At 54.1% G+C, this 20,769-nt stretch carries 11 protein-coding genes; 1 reads left to right on the top strand and 10 read right to left on the bottom strand.

Features of this window, described 5'->3' with window-relative positions; all coding sequences use genetic code 11:
* Nucleotides 1-15 precede the first annotated feature (15 nt).
* The 5 genes from AC2IBB_RS13605 to AC2IBB_RS13585 all read right to left on the bottom strand — a co-directional run bounded on the left by AC2IBB_RS13605 (nucleotide 16) and on the right by AC2IBB_RS13585 (nucleotide 13,348).
* Nucleotides 16-9,243, bottom strand: a complete 9,228-nt coding sequence (locus AC2IBB_RS13605) for a calcium-binding protein (RefSeq protein WP_486333376.1) — start codon at nucleotides 9,241-9,243, stop codon at nucleotides 16-18.
* 837 nt (nucleotides 9,244-10,080) lie between these two features.
* Entirely contained in the window at nucleotides 10,081-10,878 is a 798-nt protein-coding gene (locus AC2IBB_RS13600) for a hypothetical protein (RefSeq protein ID WP_486333375.1), read from the bottom strand.
* 178 nt (nucleotides 10,879-11,056) lie between these two features.
* A complete protein-coding gene (locus AC2IBB_RS13595) occupies nucleotides 11,057-11,251 on the bottom strand; it encodes a hypothetical protein (protein WP_486333374.1) in 195 nt (64 codons plus the stop codon).
* Between the two features lie 770 nt (nucleotides 11,252-12,021).
* Nucleotides 12,022-12,378: a hypothetical protein gene (locus AC2IBB_RS13590; protein ID WP_486333373.1), complete on the bottom strand. Its 357-nt coding sequence runs from the start codon at nucleotides 12,376-12,378 to the stop codon at nucleotides 12,022-12,024.
* A 295-nt stretch (nucleotides 12,379-12,673) separates the two neighbouring features.
* Nucleotides 12,674-13,348 (bottom strand): MipA/OmpV family protein, encoded by a 675-nt coding sequence (locus AC2IBB_RS13585; protein WP_486333372.1) that lies wholly within the window; start codon nucleotides 13,346-13,348, stop codon nucleotides 12,674-12,676.
* A 370-nt stretch (nucleotides 13,349-13,718) separates the two neighbouring features.
* Here AC2IBB_RS13585 and moeB point away from each other — a divergent pair, with 370 nt between their 5' ends.
* Nucleotides 13,719-14,846 carry a molybdopterin-synthase adenylyltransferase MoeB gene (moeB, locus tag AC2IBB_RS13580; protein ID WP_486333371.1) on the top strand — a complete coding sequence of 376 codons (1,128 nt, stop codon included), beginning with the start codon at nucleotides 13,719-13,721 and terminating at the stop codon, nucleotides 14,844-14,846.
* A gap of 48 nt (nucleotides 14,847-14,894) precedes the next feature.
* Here the strand turns inward: moeB and AC2IBB_RS13575 are convergent, their stop codons facing one another.
* From AC2IBB_RS13575 to AC2IBB_RS13555, 5 genes are all read right to left on the bottom strand, one after another.
* Entirely contained in the window at nucleotides 14,895-15,983 is a 1,089-nt protein-coding gene (locus tag AC2IBB_RS13575) for a WD40/YVTN/BNR-like repeat-containing protein (protein ID WP_486333370.1), read from the bottom strand.
* 39 nt (nucleotides 15,984-16,022) lie between these two features.
* Nucleotides 16,023-16,292: a MoaD/ThiS family protein gene (locus AC2IBB_RS13570; protein WP_486333369.1), complete on the bottom strand. Its 270-nt coding sequence runs from the start codon at nucleotides 16,290-16,292 to the stop codon at nucleotides 16,023-16,025.
* Between the two features lie 101 nt (nucleotides 16,293-16,393).
* Nucleotides 16,394-16,993 (bottom strand): N-acetylmuramoyl-L-alanine amidase, encoded by a 600-nt coding sequence (locus AC2IBB_RS13565; RefSeq protein WP_486333368.1) that lies wholly within the window; start codon nucleotides 16,991-16,993, stop codon nucleotides 16,394-16,396.
* A gap of 182 nt (nucleotides 16,994-17,175) precedes the next feature.
* Nucleotides 17,176-19,314 (bottom strand): TerD family protein, encoded by a 2,139-nt coding sequence (locus tag AC2IBB_RS13560; protein WP_486333367.1) that lies wholly within the window; start codon nucleotides 19,312-19,314, stop codon nucleotides 17,176-17,178.
* A 252-nt stretch (nucleotides 19,315-19,566) separates the two neighbouring features.
* A complete protein-coding gene (locus AC2IBB_RS13555; protein ID WP_486333366.1) occupies nucleotides 19,567-20,730 on the bottom strand; it encodes an AAA family ATPase in 1,164 nt (387 codons plus the stop codon).
* Nucleotides 20,731-20,769 lie beyond the last annotated feature (39 nt).

Below are 20,769 nucleotides of genomic sequence, written 5' to 3'. Positions count from 1 at the left end.
TTCCGACTTGGACCATTAAGCGCTTTGCCAGGACGCGGCGATCGCCGCGTTCACCTGACTCTGCTGCTCTTCAGACAGCGTGATTTCTCCACCAACCGGCGCGTCGAATGCGGCCATCGCCGACACCAACTGCTCGATCCGCCCGGCATCAATCACTGCATCGTCAGTGCGCACCATTTCCAGTTGCTGTGAGTTATCTGCAAACCAGCTTTGAACCCGCACTTGGTCCTGCGATCCCAACAGATCCATCACCAAGTCGTCGCCATCGCGAGAGAACCAGAGGTTCTGCTCGTCGACGCCCGCAGCGAACTGCAGTTGATCCTCACCCGCTCCCGCGTAGTCGTTGATGGTGTCGCGACCATCGCCAGCGGCGAAGTGGTAGGTGTCATTACCAGCGCCTCCGATCAGGTAGTCATCGCCGCGACCACCGGTGAGATGATCATCTCCCGCGCCGCCGTCGATGAGGTCGCCATCAGAGGAGCCGACTATCACGTCCGCACCCGCTTCCGCGATCGTTACCGTGCCAAACCCGCGCTCGTCTGGTAGTCCGGAATAATTCGGAGAACCGTCCAAATCAGGATTGCTCATCCCGAACACGCCAAAGATCTGGTCACCGGTGATTTGGCCGCCGCTGGCGAACTCAATACGGTCGATCGCATGGTCGCCGCCCTTGAAGAAGTTCTTCAAGGTGACCGAATCCGATACGCCGCTCACATTTAGCGTCAAGTGATCGCCGTTACGCTGCAGCCCACTGGAAACCTGGCCAAAGCTGATTCCCTCAAAGCGCAGGGTATCGAAGCCGCCGCCAGTGTTGTCGATGACGTCCTTGCCGCCGCCAGCGTTGAACACATAGACATCGTCGCCGCGTCCGCCGATCAGCAGATCGTCGCCTTTGCCGCCATTAAGAGTATCGTCGCCATTGAAACCGCGAACCAGATCGCGACCGTCTCCCGCCGTCAAGGCGCTGTCGCCGTTCTGCGTGCCGTCGACCGTTTGGTCGTAGGGGCTGGCGGCAGGTATAGACAGGCCGAACACGCCAAAGATCTGCTGCGCCGAAATCTGACCGCCGGTTTCGAACTCGATGTTTTCCACCAAAGCATCTCCGCCCAGGAAGAAGTCCGTCAACGTGACTTGACCGCCGCCACTGACTTTCAGCACCAGATCATTGCCTGCCTTGGTCAGGCCAGAAGACACCTGTCCGAAACTGATGCCGCCGCTGAAGCGCAGCGTATCCACGCCTGAGGCGTCACGCAGCACATCCTGACCGCCAGTGTAGACATAAACATCGTCGCCGACGCCGCCCAGCAGAAGATCGTCGCCCGCGCCACCAGACAAAGTATCATCGCCGGAACCGCCAATCAGAGTGTCGTTAGCGTCAGAGCCGTTGATGACGTCGTCTTCGCCCAGTTGCGGCTGTGGTGTTTCTCCATCGCCGTTGCCGGTGTCTCCGCCATTGTTGTCAGTCCCACCATTATTGTCGGAACCGCCATTGTCGCCACCGGTATCGGTACCGCCGCCGTTATCGCCGCCAGAACCATCAGGCATTGGCGTCAACATCCCAACCAGACTGCTGGCTCTGATGGCGTTGCCGCCGTCTGTCGGCTGGACATAAGCGATAGCGTGTTCGCCGCCCAGGAAGTGATCCTTGACTCGCACTTGTTGCGCCAGATCGCCGTCGACCAGTATCACCAGGTCATTGCCGTCCTGGTGGTAGCTGAGACGAGAGCGGTTAAGTCCATCCAGGAAGAACACCCAGTCCGTGCCGCCGCCTCTGGCGTCAATCACGTCCACACCTTGACCGGCTTTGTAGTAGTAGTGATCGTCGCCGGCGCCGCCAAACAGCATGTCATCGCCGTCTTCACCTACCAGCACGTCATTACCGTCTCCGCCGATAATCACATCGTCGCCAGATCCGACGCCACTGCCATTACCACCGTAAAGATGGTCGTCGCCATCGCCGCCTTCAATGCGGTCATCGCCGCCGAAGGCAAAGATAGTATCGCCGCCGCCCAGGCCTCTGATCAGGTTCTTGCCGTTGGTTCCAGCAATCTGCTCGCCGTCGTCAGTGCCTTCCATGACGTTGTCGTACTCGCCATTGGAACCGCCGTCGTCAGGATCGCCCCCCGCCGCCAGTTTGTTAATGTTGGCGGTGTTGATCATGGAGGAGCCATCCGGCTGCACCCAGTCAATGGCGAAATCGCCGCCCTTGAAGTGGTCTTTGACCCTCACACTGTCATTGACGCCGTCATCAATGGCGATCAATAAATCATCGCCGTCGCGACTGAACGTCAGTCGGCTTTCGCTCAGTCCGCCCCCAAAGAGCACACCGTCAAAGCCGCCGTCGCCATTAAAGATCACGTCATGACCGTCGCCCGGGCCATAGACGTATTTGTCATCGCCCTTGCCTCCGGTCAATTCGTCATCGCCAGCGTTGCCGCTCAATTGATCGTGTCCGTCGCCGCCGAACACCTTGTCATCGCCAGCTCCGGCTTCGAAGTAATCCTTGTCAGCGCCGCCATCCAACAAGTCATCGCCGGCGCCGCCGAAAAGGCTGTCTTCGCCGTCCTGTCCATACAGCTCATCAGCGCCTTCGTTACCTTGCAGGCTGTCGTCGCCCAAGCCGCCTTCCAGGTAGTCATCGCCAATGCGACCCACCAGGTTGTCGTCGCCTTCGCCGCCAAACAAACGGTCGTCGCCCTCATCGCCATCCAGGTAATCCACTCCAGCGTCGCCGTAGATAGTGTCGTTTCCTTGCCGGCCCCAGACTTTATCGTCGCCACCGCCCGCATGGATTTCATCGTTCAGGTCGCGATATCCGGTCAGGGTTTCGCCCGCGTCAGTTCCCAGCGTTACGGTTCGCGCTTCCACGTCCGCGTCACTGAGAACGACGCCATCCGCGAATTGGAACTGATTAACCTTGAAGTGGTTGGTGGAGCCCAGATACCAGTTCTTGATAGTGACGCTATCCGCGCCATTGCTGTGCTCGATGATCAGGTCGTTACTACGACGCGTGAAAGACAAATCGGACGCCTTGACGCCATCACCGAACTTCAGCGTATCAGAGGACGGTTCAACGTTGTTGAACGCCTCGCCTTCTCTGCGCTCGATCAGAGTGTCGCGACCGTCACCCAGGTTGAACAGATAGGTGTCGCCGCCAAATGACCCGTACAGGGTGTCATTACCGGTTCCACCCGCCAGGGTATTCACAGTGTCCGCCCAGGTGTTGGTGTTGGCGATCAGCACGTCGTCGCCAGCGCCGCCCAACAGGGTATCGGAGCCCTGGCCACGCAGTTCGTCATTACCGTCGCCGCCGTCCAGCGTTCCCTGACCTTCCAGCAAGTCTTCTCCTTCGCCGCCAAACAGTTGGCCGGAACCGTACAGTTCGTCCTTACCGGCTCCGCCGTAAAGTTCGTCCTGACCGCCATCGCCATACAGTTTGTCATCGCCAGCGTCGCCGTTCAGAACATCATCGCCGGAGCCGCCATGCAGCGTATCGTTTCCTTCGCCGCCAGACAGAACGTCCGCGCCGCTATCGCCGAATAGTTCATCAGCGCCGAGACCGCCGGATAACTGGTCCTGACCATCGCCGCCGCGCAGCGTATCTGCGCCTTCTTCGCCGAAAAGCTCATCGTTTCCGGAAACGCCGAACAGCGTGTCGTCGCCGTCGCCACCGAATAAGCGATCTTCGCCCGCGCCGCCGTCGAGTCGGTCCACGCCCCCGCCGCCTTTAAGCAGGTCGGAGCCACCTTCTCCATACAGCTCGTCATCGCCAGCGCCGCCGTCGATCTCATCATCGCCGTCGCCGGCGCGAACCTTGTCGTTTCCATTCAGGGTATTGATGACTTCACCATTGCTGAAGCCCTGGATCACATCCGCATCCGCGCTACCGACAACCGCCTGCGCCATCAGCGCCGTGAAGTCCCAGGTCACGCCATCGCTAAACGATACGCTTTCCACGCTGGAAGCCGCAGGCGTCAATTGCTCGCCCAGATACTGGCCAGTGATCGTCATTTGATCATCGCTACCAGGAACGCTGATCACCAGACTGCCGCCCTCACGACGCACGCGTACGGCAGTCGAGACAATATCGGTGAACTCGATGCGATCCGTCCCGTTGGCGTCCGTGATGACGTCTTTGCCATCGCCCTGGGCAAAGCGATACAGATCGTCGCCTTCACCGCCGGCAAGTTTGTCGTCACCCGCGTCGCCAGACAGCACATCATTGCCGGCCCCGCCTTGCAGATCATCCGCGCCAGCGCCACCGGACAGGCTATCGGCACCGTCATTACCCAGTAATGTATCAGCGCCGCCAGCGCCGCTCAGGATATCGTCAGTGCTGTAACCGATCAGGGTTTCATCGCCGTCGCCGCCGATCAACGCCATATCCAGCAAGGTTTCTTTATCCCAGACGGTTCCGTCTGAAAAGCGCACTTCATCAATGGCGTAGCCGGTGGTCCCTTCGTTGCGGAAGAAGTCATGCACCAGCACTTGATCGCCTGAGCCGTAATCCAGCTGCAGGTTATTACTGGCGCGGGAAACTCGGACGTCCGCAGAAGCCACACTGGCGTCGAATACCACAGCGTCAACGCCGCCGCTGTCATTGTTGTTGATGACATCGCGCCCATCGCCGGAGGTAAACTGATAAACGTCCGCGCCTTCGCCGCCAGTCAGGGTATCGTCACCCACGCCGCCGTTCAGCGTATCGTCGCCATGGCCGCCAAGAAGCTGGTCATTGCCGGCGCCGCCAAGCAGTTCGTCATTACCGCGATCGCCATTGAGCAAATCGTTGCCCTGCAAGCCGTCAATACGGTTATCGTTCAGATCGCCGTAGATCACGTCCGCCTTCTCTGTGGCCTCCATGGATTTCGCATTGATGTCTTCAGCAGAAAACAGATGCGACAAACCAGAGCCCGGCAGGAAGAAGCCGATGCTGCGTCCAGCGATGCCGCCAAAGTCCGGGTAGTAATCGCGAATGGTGATCTTGTCGGTATCGGTCTGTTTGAACAATACGTCCAGATGACGACCATTACGCCGGAAGATCACGTCATCCAGTTCAATCTCAGAGACATAGATCGTGATTTTTCCATTGTTATCGTAAATGGAGTCCTTCCCATCGCCTTTGGTAAAGTAATAGTTATCGTCGCCGGCGCCGCCTTCCAGACGGTCGTCGCCTACGCCGCCAATGAGGTCATCATCGCCATCGCCGCCATAGAGGGTGTCATTGCCTTCCTGGCCGAATAAACGGTCATTATCGGCGCCGCCCCACAGTGAGTCTTCACCCAGGCCGCCCTGCAGTTCATCCTGACCGTTCTCGCCGAACAATCTGTCTTCACCTTCCTGACCAAGAATGATGTCGTCGCCGTCTTTGCCATAAAGCACATCATTGCCTTTCAGGCCGTTCAGCACGTCGTTAGTGGAGAAGCCATAGATGGTATCGCTATCGTCGGTGGGCTGAATGGCGCGCTGCTTGAGCTCGTCCAGATCCAGTTCCGAGCCGTCGTCAAAACGAATGTGACTTAACGCGTATTCGCCAAGACCATCGTTTTCGAAATATCGGCTGACAGTGACTCGATCCTGCATATTCTTGTGGAACAGCACCAGGGAGTCGCCGCTGCGGCGCACCCAGAAATCATCTTTGCTGATACCTGGTCCAAATTGCAGCGTGTTAACGTCGGAGCCGTTTTGATTACGGTCGATGATCGTGTCGGCCCCATCGCCCAAGTTGAAGTGGAAGGTGTCGCTGCCTGCGCCGCCATCAAGGCTGTCATCGCCTTTGCCGCCAGTCAGCACATCATCGCCTTCGTCCCCATAGAGCTTGTCCGCGCCATCGCCGGCGTCGATAACGTCATTGCCTTTCTGACCTCGGATAACGTCATTGCCCGCCAAGCCGGTCAGGTTGTCATCAGTGGCGTCATAGCCCCAGATTTCATCGGCTTCTTCTGTAGGAATCAGCACCTTCGCCTTAACTGTGTCGATATCCCAAAGAGTTCCATCAGCAAATTCGAGGAATTCCAGGGCATATCCTGTAGAGGCGTCTTTATTGAAGTAATTATTGATGCGAACAGTTTGCGCACCGTCATCAATGCTGACCAGAAGGTCCCAGCCACGACGCAGTAATACGGTATTTTCCGCCAGGATGCCTGCGCCAAAGACTACACGGTCCACCACCGTTTCAGAATATTCTTCCGTTATTGTGTCATGACCGTCGCCTTTAGCGATTTGATAAACATCCTTACCTGCGCCGCCGGACAAAGAGTCATCGCCACCATCGCCGACAAGCAGATCATCGCCTATATCGCCGCGCAGATTATCGGCGCCCTCACCGCCATAAAGCTTATCGTCGCCTTGGCCGCCATGAAGATAGTCGTTGCCAGCGTCACCGCTCAAAGTATCCGCGCCTGCCTGGCCATACAGAGAGTCATTACCACTTAAGCCTTTCAGGTTATCGTCAACGGCATCGTAGCCCCAAATCTCATCAGCGCCGCCAGTGGGAATCTGTACTTTCTGCTTGACTGTAGCGACATCCCAGACGGTTCCGTCCGCAAACTCAATCAAATCCACTGCGTAGCCCGTAGCGCCATCTTCATTGAAGTAGCTGCTGACGCGAATCAACTGACCTTCTTCGCCAATATGCACCAGCAAATCGCGACCATTACGCGCCAAGCGCACGTCGTTCTGGGCAATGCTGGCGTCAAGGTAAATCCGGTCCTCGCCCGCTGCGTTGGAATTGTTGATGACGTCTCTGCCGTCTCCTGCGCTGAATTCATAGCGGTCATCGCCTTCACCGCCTTGCAGGTTGTCGTCACCAACGCCGCCGACAATACGATCTGAGCCTTTGCCGCCCGTCAGCGTGTCACCGCCTTCACGTCCCTCCAGCACATCATCGCCGCCATTGCCGTTAAGACGGTCTGCGCCTGCGGAACCAATAATGTAGGAGCGGCCTTCCGAGCCGGAGTAATTGTTATTCCAAATACTGACGTCCTGCAGCGCGCCGGTCAGCAAATCATGAAACACAGAGGCGTTTTCATACCCCTGCAACTGGGCGGCGACCGCATTTTCATCAATATTCAGCTGCGTGCGGAATGCGCTGTACACCTGCGCAAGCAGCGTAGCGTCGTCTTTGGAACTCACATTTTTGGCGTATTCAGCCAGAGACGCCTGCAGTTTCGCCGCGTCAGTCACCATCATTTTGTTACTGCTGATGGAGTACAAAGCGCCAGAAAAGGCGTCCGCCAGGACAGACTGCGCCAAAAAGCGATTGGCGAAGTGCATGCTCAAAGCATGGAAACGCTCGTTCAGGTAACGGGTATTGATGCGGCTCACATAGGGCGACTTGCCTTCTGCGAACTGGTTTTCTATGGTTTCCTTGAACTGGGATAGGCCAGAGAAGCTTTCCAGAATCCACAATTTTTCCGGCGTAGACAGGGGCTTGCTGGTATCCAGACCCGCCTGCTCCCGCAGTGCGGTCAGTCCAGACCAGTCCGCGAGCACTTTTTCAAAGTTGTCGTAGACGGTTTTAGCGTCGGAATTAGCCAACGATTGCACCAAAGCCAATGTAGTTTCGTTCTGCGCATAAACCGTTTGTAAATCTTTGACGCTGCCGAAACCTCGCAGGAGCGGCGCCTGAATGCCTCGCTGCAACAGGTCCTGCAATACGCTCTGGTTCAGGGTGTGGGAACCGGGGTCTTTGGTGATGCGGTTATCCAGTTGCAGGTCGAATGCGGCGGCGTACGCCTCTTCACCGTTACGGATAATCGAACCTTCTGCAATGATGCGGTTGCCGTTGCTGTCTTTATCGACCGTTTCATGGTCGAGCTTGATCGCTTCAATCCCCAGGTCTTGTAAAGAGTGCAACTCGCCTTCCTGACTCAGGCCATCCTGGTTAGTGTCAGTCCATACCTGTAATTTGGAGTAAATGGCGTCCTTGGCGTCGATGACGCCGTCTTCGTTCTCATCGCCCGCCACTCGCAGAGCTTCAAAGCCATCCATATCCGCGCCGCCGAACAGCTCGTTGATATCATCAATGGAGCCATTCTCGTTCAGGTCATTGACCAGCAGGCCATCCCGCGCGTTAATCCAGCCGACCCTTTCAGCGATGCCATCGCTGTCGATATCGAAATAAGTAGTGGAAGCCGCCAATGCTGAGGTTTCAACCGTACCGCTGTTATCCAGGTCAAACGCCAGCGGATCGCGTCGCACAACAGAGTTATCAGGATCATGCTCGGGCGGCTCCTCCGGCTCTTCCTCGGTTTCCAAACGAATGCCGAGATCGCCGTTGGAGAAATCATTGATGGTCAGGCCGCCGTTGATGGTAAGCACCGATCCATTCAATTCATAAGTAAAGCGGCCGTCTTTACTCTTATAAATATTCTCCGGATCATCTTCTTTGCGAGTTCCACCCACAAGCGTAGTGTCTTCCAGTTTGACGGTTCCATTGCCGTCAGAATCTTTCAGCGTATCGGAACTATCCGAGACATAGGTGTCGAAACCTTCTCCGCCTTCGAGGGTGTCGGAGCCATCTCCACCTTCGAGGCGATCCTCTCCTTTGCCGCCCTTCAGAGTATCGTTACCACTCTCTCCAAAAATTCGGACGCCATTATCTCCAACCTCTATTTCATCATTGTGTGATGTGCCCTTGATCGTTTCAACACTTCTAACAACTATCGAGCCATCGCCTTTAGATTCCCTTACTGTTATTCCTTCGTTACCCTCTCTTGCTATAACTACGCCGCCAGACATATTGGATATATCTAACGTATCACCTTCGCTATCCTGCTCTTGCTCTCCCATGTCTATATATTCAAGGCCATCTAGTTTTTCAGTATCTACACCAGATATAACCAAAGAATCATTTTGAGCACCTAGCTCAAGTCTCTCGACATCGTATAAATAGTCTCGCCAGCTAGAAATCAACCCGTCGGACTCAATTTTAAAACGGTACTTAAATAAAGCATCCCCTGACAAATTATCATCAATGGAGACGCTAAGCGAATCATTTACAGTGGTGTATTTAACTGTATCAACCCCTTTACCTCCATCAATAAGATCATCATCATCAGATCCAATTACTACATCATCACCCAAGCCTGCATGAACAATATTGTCGCCTGAATTAGTTTGTAGTTCAGCATCATCACCATAGGTGCCGGAAATATACTCTTCACCAAAAACAGATCCGATACGGTCACCCATGTCGCCAAAAGGCAGGTCATTGCCCAGCTCAAACCCATCATCTTTCGTCAAGCCATATGAACGCCAAAAAAAATCATCTAATGACTTAACCAGATCAGACTGATCTGTATCAAGGACAGCAGGGCCGCCAAATAAATTTATTATGGCCTCCCATCTATTCGAGTTGCCAGCACTCCAAGCAGCCTCCTGGCTTGCCTGAACCATCGCAATTAAATCATAAGTTCCATCAAGATGCTTAACTGTGACACTTCTATATTCGCCATTTAAAGGAATATTGGCGACTACATCTTCAGAGCTTAGAAGAAAATCACTAAAGAAATTGTCTATGCCTAAATAGGGAAACAATTGCGTCCCCGCCCATGGAGCGTAATCCCCTTCCATATGAGGGGTCATACCGCTAAAAACAGTACTCGCAGCGGCTCCCGCGTCGATGGCCCCGAGGCCCATTACACCAGGAAGTTCGCCACCATAATTAATCACGTCATCCACTAAATTAAATGCAATCAAGTTAGAGGCTTGCTGATTCTTTCTTTCGGCCAGAGCTGGATCACCTCCACGAATTTTATACTGTATTTTAGTATAATCCCGGATGTAATCCGCATAGAATCCCTTACCTGTATTGACACCTTGCGCTCCTTCTATCCAACGCCATACAGCAGGGTCTACTCCTTGCTTAGCAACATACTCACCATCGACATGATCGCTAATCATCTCAAAAAGGGCTTTATATAATGGCTCACCCAGCCCAACTTCATCCGGCTTAGAGTTATATTTTAATAATTGATCATCCAACATAACCTTTAATGTCTCAACTTGCTCTTGAGTTAAGGTTATTCCACCATGCCCACGTTCATATACAACTTTTTTTGTCATTCCTTTACACCTAAATCAGTTATCCGGCCATTTATAATCAACTACCATAGCCTTATTTACTATATCGCGAAGCTCTCGGTCATACTTAACAACAACCCCAATAGGCAAGTACTCCTTGTAAAATTTATACATAACATCAACACGCCCCTTTACTACATATGAGACTGTACATTGATTTAGTGGAATAGGTCCCCCTCCCCAACAGTCGACAAAGAAAGGTCGCCCCAAAGGGGTTTTATAAATACTTTCAGGAGCTTTATACCCAACAGCAAGCAAATGCTTTGGGCGCTCATCAGCTGACTTCCAATAGCATGCTTCGAGTCCCTCCTCAGTATACTCGCAGTTGTTATAACTCCCTTTTGCCTGATAAAACCGGTTCTCAGTTCTATCTTGAAGCACTCCAGAACTATTTCCAGAATAGGTTAGAGAAATACTTTCCGGCATTAGCTTCAAATCAGCACTGATACCACCTGTATCTTTCAGTCTATAATTTAGCTTTATACCTTTTGTAGCGACGGGATTATCTGGACAACCTTCTGGCTCCGTAGGATCAGGCCTATGAGGTAGATCTTCACTATCTTTGACTGCTCGGAACTGTAGGCTAGTCTCGTGGGGAAACCTGAATACTGTTTTCCCCAAAGCCACATATACATTTCCTTCCGCATTCTTCTTACATAGGTCAGGGCTATATTCAATATTCCCCGCAAAGCTAGCATTCCTGTTAGTCTCCTCACTATCCGCATATCCATGCTGACTACCAGCTAAGAAAAACAGTGCAATGCTCCAATCGATACACTTTTTATATCTTCCCATTTGTCAAACCCTGCATGCTGTCTCGTATGTATACATCACCACTAAAAAGCCATTAAAACAAAAAAATAAATAAATCTTCCTCCTGATCTCCGCTTCAGTATTCCTCCTCATTAAACGAACCAAAACGACAATTAACGCCTAAAAATAGGCTCTGGGCCAGCAGGCGCCTTTCCAAAGGCTAACTTCTCGACTTATTCATAAGTCGGGTGAGAGTTTCTGGGAAGGAGTCGAACATATGATAGACAATGAACGCGTTGGATTTAGCCTTGAGGTAGTCCTGCGCCAGATCGTCAATAACGGGAGAGAGGTGTTGCTCAAGTTCCTGTGAAGTATGATCAAAATGGCCGCTTATAAAATAAACAGTCTTATCCATAGATAACGTTTCCTTGTGAGCAGTAGGTTCAAAGGCTTCCAAGCTATCTCAACAGGGCGACAAATTAACGCGCTCCATGCCGGCAGGAAGGGGTTCCTTGTTACGAGAGATTCTCCCAATTTCATCAACTCTTAAAAAGTGAACATCTGTTATTTTTATAAAAATCAGACAAATAGCTCATATTTTTAAACCATAAAAGATAACCGGCAAGCTACGCTCTACTCACCCTTAAAATTCATCGTTCGACCTAGCTCATAAAGGGCGTTTATTACCACCATCTCCACCTGCTCTCTGCACTCAATATCTTCTATATAAGTTAAGGGTTCCAAAGTTGAAGCATTTCGGTAAAGACTCTTTACCTCGTATAAATTACCGTTAAAGAAAAGTACAAAGATCGTCATTTCCGGCACCCCAGAATCCAATTGAACAAGCCAGGAATCACTTTCTCTACCTATAACCCAGTAGTCGCCTTCGTTTATCTCTCCGAGCGGAGTCGGATATATATAAGGGAGTCTTGGCAAAGAGCCTCTTGTCATCGCTTTCCCGACTTTGGAACTACCCGATGTGTTAAAATAGCATCTTGCACCTTCAGGAAATTTTGTGCTGTAAGATCTTCTATCACATAGTTCATTGCCAACACGTCACTTTCAAATAGTCAGTTAATACAATTACATTTTAGGCAGATGCATCACACTTAGACTTCAAGCAATTCTAAGAAACCAATACAATCATCACACCGCGTGAAAACCAGCTAGGGCTTATAACCTGCATTACCTACGCGCCAAATTCCTGGCCGTCCCGGACTTCTCCCTCCCTGGCCTGACCCAGGCGATGTCGCAGGTAGAGTCGACGGTCATCTGTTTATCTCGTTGGTTATCGGAGGTGAAGCCGCTTTGGGTAAGAAATCCGGGGTTGTTTCTGGGAGTGTCGAACATGTGATAGACAGTGACCGCGTTGGACTTTCCGAAAAGGTAGTCTTGCGCCAGTTTGTCCGCGCCGCGGGCGTCTCCGACAACAAAACCGGCTTGGTTTTCCAATGCCTGGTCAATGGCCGGAGCGTAGTGTTGCTCGAATTCCTGTGGGGTAAGATCAAGATGACCGCTTATAAAACAAACAGTCTTCTCCATGGATAACGTCTCCTTGTGAGCGGTAGATTTGAAAGGCTTCCGAGCTCTCTCAACAGGGCGACGATTTAGCGTGCTCCATGCCGGCGGGAAGATTCCTTGTTACGAGTGATTCTGCCAATTTCATCAAAAATTGAAAAGCGATTACCTGATATTTTTTATCAAAATCAGAGAGGTAGCTCACTTTTTCAAATAACTTCAGAATTCATAGGCAGGTTTGAGAGATGGCAGAGGAATAGAGGCCAAGCCCTACGGCGTATTTGGCCCCTGTCTGATGGCTGATCCGAGCATGGTTTGCTCAGAACAAGTACAGGAAGTTCAACGCGGCGCTCCATACTGTGCTGCGATCCACCAGCGGCGAGTCAGTGATTTCATCTCCCAGCCAGCGCACTTCCGCTGAATGAGAAATACGCCAGTGTTCCGACAACGCAGTGAACAGCTCATAGCCGACAAAAGGCGTCAACGTATCATCGCCTTCATAAGCGCCGCGGTCGGAGGTTGCTTCGCTGTCGCGCACGCCATAGTAGTAGTCCACGTAATCACTGCTGCGATAATACACGCCCGCCGAAGGGGTCAAGTACATGGTGTCGCTCAACTTTTGTGGTGATGAAAAGCTGGCGCTGCCTACCAGACCTTTGTAGGCCCCCGAGACATCATGCGCGATGGCGGCGCTCAGAGTTCCCTGCTCAAAGGCGTATTCCAGGCCTACGCCCAAATCAATGCTGGCGTCCCGATCCTCCATACCGGCGAAAACGACTGAGTCTGAGGCATCATATCCACCGTCTCCCATCCCAAGATTGATAGTGGCGTTAAAACCACTGTCGCCATCGCCCAGGACTCGATAATCAGCCCCCGTTCCACTGATGCTGAAACGCTCTCCCTGATAAGATACCACGGGGTAGACCGCCAGTTCGTCGGAGCCGCTTACGCCTTTGTATTCCGATTTCCAGGCTGCTGCGCCAATGCCGAGCATAAATTCCCCGGCGCACGCCGATCCGGCGCTTAAACATAATGACAGCGCAACAGCTTTCCTTTTGCTTACCACAAGTTACCTCACTTTCTCTTTGTAATTTAGCGACATAGCCTAACCACGAATGGGCTCGCGCAACAAGCTGATTATTTTGTATCAGAAATATGACATCCAAACATTACTCGTGACACTTAATCACACATACCTAATAACATGGCGATGATATTGGCATGTTGAAAATCAGGCGCATGAATGCGCCTGCGCGGCGGCTAGCCGCGGGAGACAGGGACAGCCCTGTCGTTGGCTTCATTCCTGTCCCAGCCTAGAATGAATAAAGACTTCACGTCGTCTTATACACCAAGAAGGACACAACATGCTTACCTCAGCCGAACTCAGCCGCTACAGCCGTCACCTCAGCCTGCCGGAGTTTGGACACTCAGGTCAGGAGAGACTGCGAGCTTCGCGTGTTTTGATCGTGGGCGCCGGCGGATTGGGATCTCCTCTGGGATTGTATTTAGCGGCGGCGGGTGTGGGTGTATTGGGGATTGTGGACGGCGACGTGGTGGAGGAAAGTAATCTGCAGCGGCAAGTGCTGTACACCGTGGATGATATCGGCCACCCTAAGGCGGAGCGCGCCGCCGCTCGACTGAACGCGCTGAACCCGCATGTGGACATCCGCCCCTATGCGACGACGTTGTCTTCGGAAAACGCCCTGGGGCTGGTCAGTGGCTATGACTTGGTGATCGATGGCTCGGACAACTTCCCCACTCGATACCTGACCAACGATGCCTGCGTGCTCACCGGCAAACCCAATGTGTATGGCAGCATCTTTCAGTTCGAAGGACAAGCCAGTGTGTTTCATCATGATGACGGCCCTTGCTATCGCTGCCTGTTTCCGGAACCGCCTCCGCCGGGCATGGTTCCTTCCTGCGCAGAGGGTGGCGTGCTGGGCGTTTTACCCGCCATGATCGCTGGCATACAGGCGACGGAAGCCATCAAGATTCTCACGGGCATGGGCGACACGTTAAGTGGCCGTCTGCTGCAATACAATGCACTGAGCATGACATTTGACGAATTTCGTTTGCGCCGTGACCCAGAGTGTCCCGTGTGCGGCGACCGGCCCAGCATTACGGCGTTGATTGATTACGACGCCTTTTGCGGCGTCCCCAAAAACTTGGCGCAGGAAGGCGATATCAGTCCAGAGGCGCTACATGCGCGACTGCAACAGGGTGAGAAGCTGACGCTGATTGACGTGCGGGAGCCTTACGAGCGGGAGATTTGCGCCATCGCCGGCAGCCTGCACATTCCTTTGCAAAACCTGCCAGCTCGAATGTACGAATTCAGCAAAGAGCAATCGCTGGTGTTCTATTGCAAATCGGGAGGGCGCTCCGCCGGCGCCCGCCAGCTATTTAGCGATGCCGACTTCCGTCGCGTCTACAACCTCAGCGGCGGCATCCTCGCCTGGGCCGCCAAGATCGATCCAGACATGCCCCGCTACTGATCCCGCCCCATTCCGCCTGCCGCCATGATCAGGAGTCGCCACGGCGGATTAGAACTGCTTATCGAAGCGTACGACATAAATTGGAGGCAGATGCGCGCTCAAGCACTGCCAGTGGTCGCCCTGATCCTCACTCACCCAAAGCCCGCCGGTGGTGGAGCCAAACGCCAGTACGTCGCCGCTGTCGTCCACATCTAATGAATGACGATAGGTCAGATCATAGGCAGGGCCTTGCGGCAGTCCATCGCAGAGCGCCGTGAAGCTCTTACCCCCGTCACGCGTGCGGTTGATGATCAGCTTGCCATCGACTGGCACACGGCGCTCATCCTTTATAGCCGGAGCAAACCAGGCCGTGTTTGGGTCCTGTGGATGCACCGCCACAGCAAAGCCGAACACAGAGGGTAAAACACCAGTAAGTTCCGTCCAGCTATGTCCGCCATCATCGGACCGAAAGACGCCATTATGGTGCTGAATCCACATATGGTCTGGCGATGCGGGACAACTGACCATGCGATGAGGGTCCTGAGACACCGGATTGTAGGCTTGGTCCGGCGGCAGAAAGGCGGCGCGCAGCCCCTGCCCGGTCTGGATCCAGGTGTCGCCAGCGTCCTGACTTTCCCATACGCCGCCGCAAGAGATCGCCAGCCGCACGCACCGCGTGTTATTGGGGTGCACGCAAATGGAGTGAATACCGGGTTTGTCATAACCGCCGCCGAACCAGTTCTCCCGCTCCGGCCGACTCCAGAGAGACTCAATCAGCGACCAGCTTTCCCCCCGGTCCGTGGATTTGAACAAGCCGCCGGGAATGGTTCCCGCCCACAGCGTATCCGGCTGATCCGCGCCGCCAGGAACCAATTCCCAGATCAGCTCCACCGCAGGGCCGTCCTCATCGCCGCTTTTAGGAAATTTGGGAGCCTCGATTTCCGTCCACTCACGCGAACCGGACTCCGCTCTGTGCAACTTCACGCCAAAGTGACCCAGATTAAGCGCCGTGTACTTATTGCCGTTACGCGGGTCCCGCAACACCATGGACACCGGGTCGCCCAGAAAATCCGGCTCCCCGCAGCGCCATTGCCCCTTTCCCGTGCGCTCGTATACAAACAAGCCTTTACGCGTTCCGATACGTAGTTTTTGCTTCATCGCCGCTGCTCCCATCAGATTGAAGGATTGGAGCCGCCATCATCCGCCGGAGAGCGCCTGCAGCACATGTACTTCGGAATCTGGCTGTAACGCGTCGGTCAGATGAAGTCGGTCCCGGATCATCTGTCCATCCACAAAAATCGCTATGTTTTTACGCAACCTATCCTGATCATCGAGGATATAACCCGCCAGCCGCGCGTTATCCGCGAATACCCTTTGCAAGGCCTCCGCCACCGTTCCCGCTTGAACGTCGCGGGGCGGACAGGACAGGTAACGCTTGAGGTTATTAGTGAAAGTGACTGTCGCCATATTTGTAATCGTTATTCCCTTCGTCAGGCCAACATCGTGTTTTGATATTAGCACAGACCACAATTATTAATCAGGCGAACAAAAGGGAGATATAGAGACAGCTAGCGGACCAGTGCGCGAATCATCTCATCAAAGGTTTCTACGCGTATGCTGCGCACCAGGTCGATATATAAGTCCCAGTTCCAGGCGGGGTTGGGACAAGTGCGATGACCGGAATGCGGCGCCTCTTCAATATGGCCGCGGATGCCGGCGGTGTGCGGTGCGGTTTCATGTCGCACGGGAATGCCATAGCGATGACATAGCCAGGCCACCAGCCGCGCGGACGCCATGTATTGCGCATCCGTGGGATAAGTGCGCGGGTTGGGGTCCCAGGGATTCACGTGCTCGATGCCAATACTTTCCCGATTGGTTTGGGAATGAATGTTATCGACGTGATTGGCGATGTGCGCCTCCCTCACCGTCTGCACCACTCGCCCTTCCCGGTTAACGATATAGTGGGCGCTGGCGGGGCCCGCCCGAAAGGTATTCAGGGCGTTGCGTTCAGTCAGCGCAGGCCCGCCAGTAATATGGATAATAATGTAGCGAATGTCCCGCCGCCCCGGCGGTATCCTGAAATTCGCCGCCGGCGACCATAGCGCGTTGGGATAATCCACGCGCCGCATATCCACCTGCAATAATCGATCTTCCCAGGGTTGTCCCATGATGACTCTCCACCGTTTCATTGTGAGCGGTTGTTATTGGCGCAACGGAAAACTCCGTCGTTATTTCCAAATTAACGCCGCCGAAGAAAAAGCACAGTGGAAAAAGTCACATTTCAAATGTGAGGAAATAAGACTGAACCGCTTCACAGCGGCTTTTATGCTTATGGATACACCCGTTGAATTTACTGGAGAAAGTGCGCCAGAATCTGCTCATACTGAAAAACCATATCCCGCCTGAAAACCGTATCAGCGCCTTCAGCGTCGGGGTGCATATCCCCCCGGGCCTGAACATGCAGGGACAGCAGCTCATACAAAGACAGCTGCCGAAAATTCAACGCCGCCATCAGCATTTGCTCTATGTTGCTGGTGTTACTTACCACATTGTTGCCACGATGCAGACTTTCAGAAGAGCCGACCAAATCCAGCCAGATTACCTCTCGTTGCTTGATATCAAAAAACGCCGCCAGACAGGTGCGCGTCGCCGCGCTGATAGCGATGCGTTGCTCTACAGTCGTGGCGTCAAACACCTTTCCACCCTCACCCACTCCCTCCCGCATCATCCAACCGGCGTTGGCGTTCTGTTGAAGGAGCGAAGGGCCGCTGAACACGCGCACGTCCATGCCGATGTACCGAATAGACGGATCACTGATGGAGCCCAGATCAATGTCGATAAATTCGCAGGCGCCGTCAGGCCCGGGCGCTTCTACGATATCCCCGCTGTGCGCAGCGCGATATCCGACCTCGGCTGCCTTGCCGCGTAACGCGTAATAGGCGATGGAAGAATGGTATTTCAGGTCTTCCGTCAGAAAGCTGGCGGACAAGTCCAAGTCATGCCCCACCCAATGCAGGAAGAAACGCAGCGTGTTTTTATCTCCCATTTCCAATCGGGCGCCACGGGGAACTATTTTCAGGCCTTCCGAGGCGTTGCGCATTTGCAGTGGAGTCGGACAGTTCCTAAGCGCGGGGTCAATCCAGACTTTGCCCAAGGGAGGCAACTTGGCGAAGCGCTTTGTAAGTTCGTCACGAATGGCGTTCTGAAGCCTCTGCAATAATGCCCCATCAATTTCAGGAACGGCGGCGTGCAATACCTTGGCTTTGGCGATTTGCCCTTTAGGTAAAAATATCCGCGCCCGCTCTGGTCCCATCTCTCCATGTTCGGAGCCGTCATCGCGCACTCGCAGGCGATAAGCAAAGTGACCCAATAGTTGGACTAAAACCCGGGTATCCACTGCATCGATCTTTTCCAGGAACGCCTCGAGAGTGCCCTTGGCGATATCAAGGGAAAAGCGCCTGAGCATATGATCCAGTCTACGCGCGAACTCCCCTGGTCTGCGACTCAGCAAGCGCACCAATATATTCGCTTCTCCCGCATCCAGCGCAGCTTCGACTTGTCGGTTATCACCCTGCAGTTGGTCTTCCCTTAAACGCGCCGCCAGAGCATTGGTTTTAGGCGCCGAGGCGAATGTTCCTATATGCAGGCAGTGAAAAAGCCGTTTCCATTTCCCCTTGTGTCGTCTAAGGTCCGCCTCGTTAACGACCGGCTCCAGCAGCCCGACCAGCCATTTCCGTTGCACTTTGCTCAGCTTGAACCGTGTGTTGGTCGCCAGGGAAATATCTCCCCCGGACAAGTGCGTGGCGATTCGCAGCACGTCCGTCGCGTTGCTGACGCCGATTGACGCCAAAGTCCTTTTATCCAGTGCATAGGCATCCGCCGCCAGCTGGCATAGTGTTTCTTTGAACGGGATTTTGTCAGGAACTTGCGATAACAATAGTGACTCGTCGAAGTATTCCAACAAGGTGCGGAGACAGGCTTTATCAATCGGCGCCAAGGAGCCATTGGCGGCCAATAAATCATGAAACAGCCTCAATAACGCATCGCCCGCAAGCAGTCCAATCGGTTTGAGCTTCACCTTTTCAAAGACCGGCATGCGCTCATTGACGACATACTCAGGCAGCCACTGACCATGTGTCCGATAATGCGCCAGCGCGTTAAACAGCAGCTCGCAATCTGATGCGTTGAACACTTGAGAAGGGAAGTTAGGATACATGGGCCGCCAGACTTTATCCGCCCCGACCAATTTTTGCAGAATGAGGAAGACTTCTTCACGCCGCTCTGGCCCGGCAGCCAAAGCCTGTAAGGCGTTATCGCTGAACACGAACCCCAGACACATGCCTTCCACCTGCAACTGCGCCGCCTGATCAGCTGGCGCAGTGGATGAACCGACGGCTTCAGAGCTGAAATACAGCGCCTGCTTTTTACGGATGGCGACTTCTTGAATAGATAGATGGGGAATCGTTGGCGCAGGCGTTTTGGGTGTCATAACGGGGGCTGTAAAGTGGATGAGAACAGCCCCACACTTTAGGTGCTGATAGAAGATAAATCCAGACCATCAACATGGCTGCAACCGAGTCTTACCACTTGGTGGACGCCATGGCCGGGCCAATGTTATCCTGCGCAACGAGGCTATGGCGGTCCTTCCTTCTAACCTATTCAAAGATTAGGGTCGCCACTTTCCTCACCTGCCTATTGTTCTCATTCACCTTTAGAACCGCTCTTTCCGACTCAACAATCTCTACTTATCCGCCCAATGCCAGGCCGGCGTGTCCAGTATGCCTTGTCCGATGATTTCCGTTTGGCCCAGGGGCTTTTCCAGTTGTACTGCATTGCATTCCGGGTGTTCATTGAGCGCGGCGACGAGACGGGAGGCGTGTGACACCACCCAGACCTGGGAATGCTCCGAGGCGCGCAAAATCAAGCGCGCCAAGGCCGGCAATAAGTCAGGATGCAAGCTGGTTTCCGGCTCGTTCAGCACCATCAGTGATGGCGCGCGCGGAGTCAGTAGCGCCGCCACCCATAGGATATAGCGTAAGGTGCCGTCGGATAGCTCCGCGCCGGTCAGAGGCCTGAGCAGTCCTTCCTGGTAAAACATCAACGAGAAGCGGCCGTCTTCGTGCAACCTTACATCCAGCCTTGCGCCGGGGAAGGCGTCGCTAATGGCGGCGTCGAGCGCTTCGCTGTCGCCGATTTCACGAATGGTCTGCACCGCCGCCGCCAAGTCGCGCCCATCATGGTGCAACACCGGCGTGCGTGTACCCAACTGAGGTTTGCGAGCGGGCGCATCGCGATCGGTACGGAAGTGATCATAGAAACGCCAGTTGCGAATAGTCTCACGCACCCGAAAAACCTCCGGCGCAGCGCCAGGGTCAGCCAACTGATCAAACATACTGGTGAAAAGGCTGAGATTCTGCGCCGCCACGTTCCAACTGCGCCCGTCGCGGACTCTCACCATCGGCCCGTCCCGGTCCACCAGCAGCCCGGCGGGACGATAAAACGGCCCTGCCCAAATGCACTCTCGTTTGATCTCCGGGTCCAAGGCGAATGCAGACGGCGAAGGCTTGGGCAGCCCGAGCGATATAGCGTAGCCGAAATCCTCACTGGAGAAGCCGAGCCGCAATCGCACCGCATCACGACGCGGGCCGCCCTGCACAGGTATCTCGCCAGTGCGCATCCGACGGCTGATTTTCTCCGGCCCGGCCCAGAACGTAGACCCCAGCCCGCCCTCTCCGGCCAAAGAGTTAACCACCCCGCCTTGCGCAGTCTCCGCCAACAAGCGCAGGGCCCGGTACAAATTGGACTTGCCGCTGCCGTTAGGTCCCGTGATCACATTCAGTGAACCCAGAGGCATGGTCAATTGCAGTATGGAGCGGTAGTTGTTGATGGAGAGCGTGGTGAGCATGTTAATGTTCCTGGTCGCGCCGATGAGTCAAGCCGGCAA

It is taken from the genome of Hahella sp. NS-SX17 (assembly GCF_057367735.1).
The sequence above is the reverse complement of the archived record's forward strand: the minus strand, read 5'-3'. Positions and strand labels throughout refer to the sequence as shown.

What these genes read in the sequence shown, in the direction of transcription:
- AC2IBB_RS13600 (WP_486333375.1), bottom strand. Translation starts at nt 10,878, where the DNA reads ATGGGAAGATATAAAAAGTGTATCGATTGGAGCATTGCACTGTTTTTC.
- AC2IBB_RS13585 (WP_486333372.1), bottom strand. Translation starts at nt 13,348, where the DNA reads ATGCTCGGCATTGGCGCAGCAGCCTGGAAATCGGAATACAAAGGCGTA.
- AC2IBB_RS13565 (WP_486333368.1), bottom strand. Translation starts at nt 16,993, where the DNA reads ATGGGACAACCCTGGGAAGATCGATTATTGCAGGTGGATATGCGGCGC.
- AC2IBB_RS13590 (WP_486333373.1), bottom strand. Translation starts at nt 12,378, where the DNA reads ATGGAGAAGACTGTTTGTTTTATAAGCGGTCATCTTGATCTTACCCCA.
- AC2IBB_RS13570 (WP_486333369.1), bottom strand. Translation starts at nt 16,292, where the DNA reads ATGGCGACAGTCACTTTCACTAATAACCTCAAGCGTTACCTGTCCTGT.
- AC2IBB_RS13595 (WP_486333374.1), bottom strand. Translation starts at nt 11,251, where the DNA reads ATGGATAAGACTGTTTATTTTATAAGCGGCCATTTTGATCATACTTCA.
- AC2IBB_RS13575 (WP_486333370.1), bottom strand. Translation starts at nt 15,983, where the DNA reads ATGAAGCAAAAACTACGTATCGGAACGCGTAAAGGCTTGTTTGTATAC.
- AC2IBB_RS13560 (WP_486333367.1), bottom strand. Translation starts at nt 19,314, where the DNA reads ATGACACCCAAAACGCCTGCGCCAACGATTCCCCATCTATCTATTCAA.
- AC2IBB_RS13555 (WP_486333366.1), bottom strand. Translation starts at nt 20,730, where the DNA reads ATGCTCACCACGCTCTCCATCAACAACTACCGCTCCATACTGCAATTG.
- moeB (WP_486333371.1), top strand. Translation starts at nt 13,719, where the DNA reads ATGCTTACCTCAGCCGAACTCAGCCGCTACAGCCGTCACCTCAGCCTG.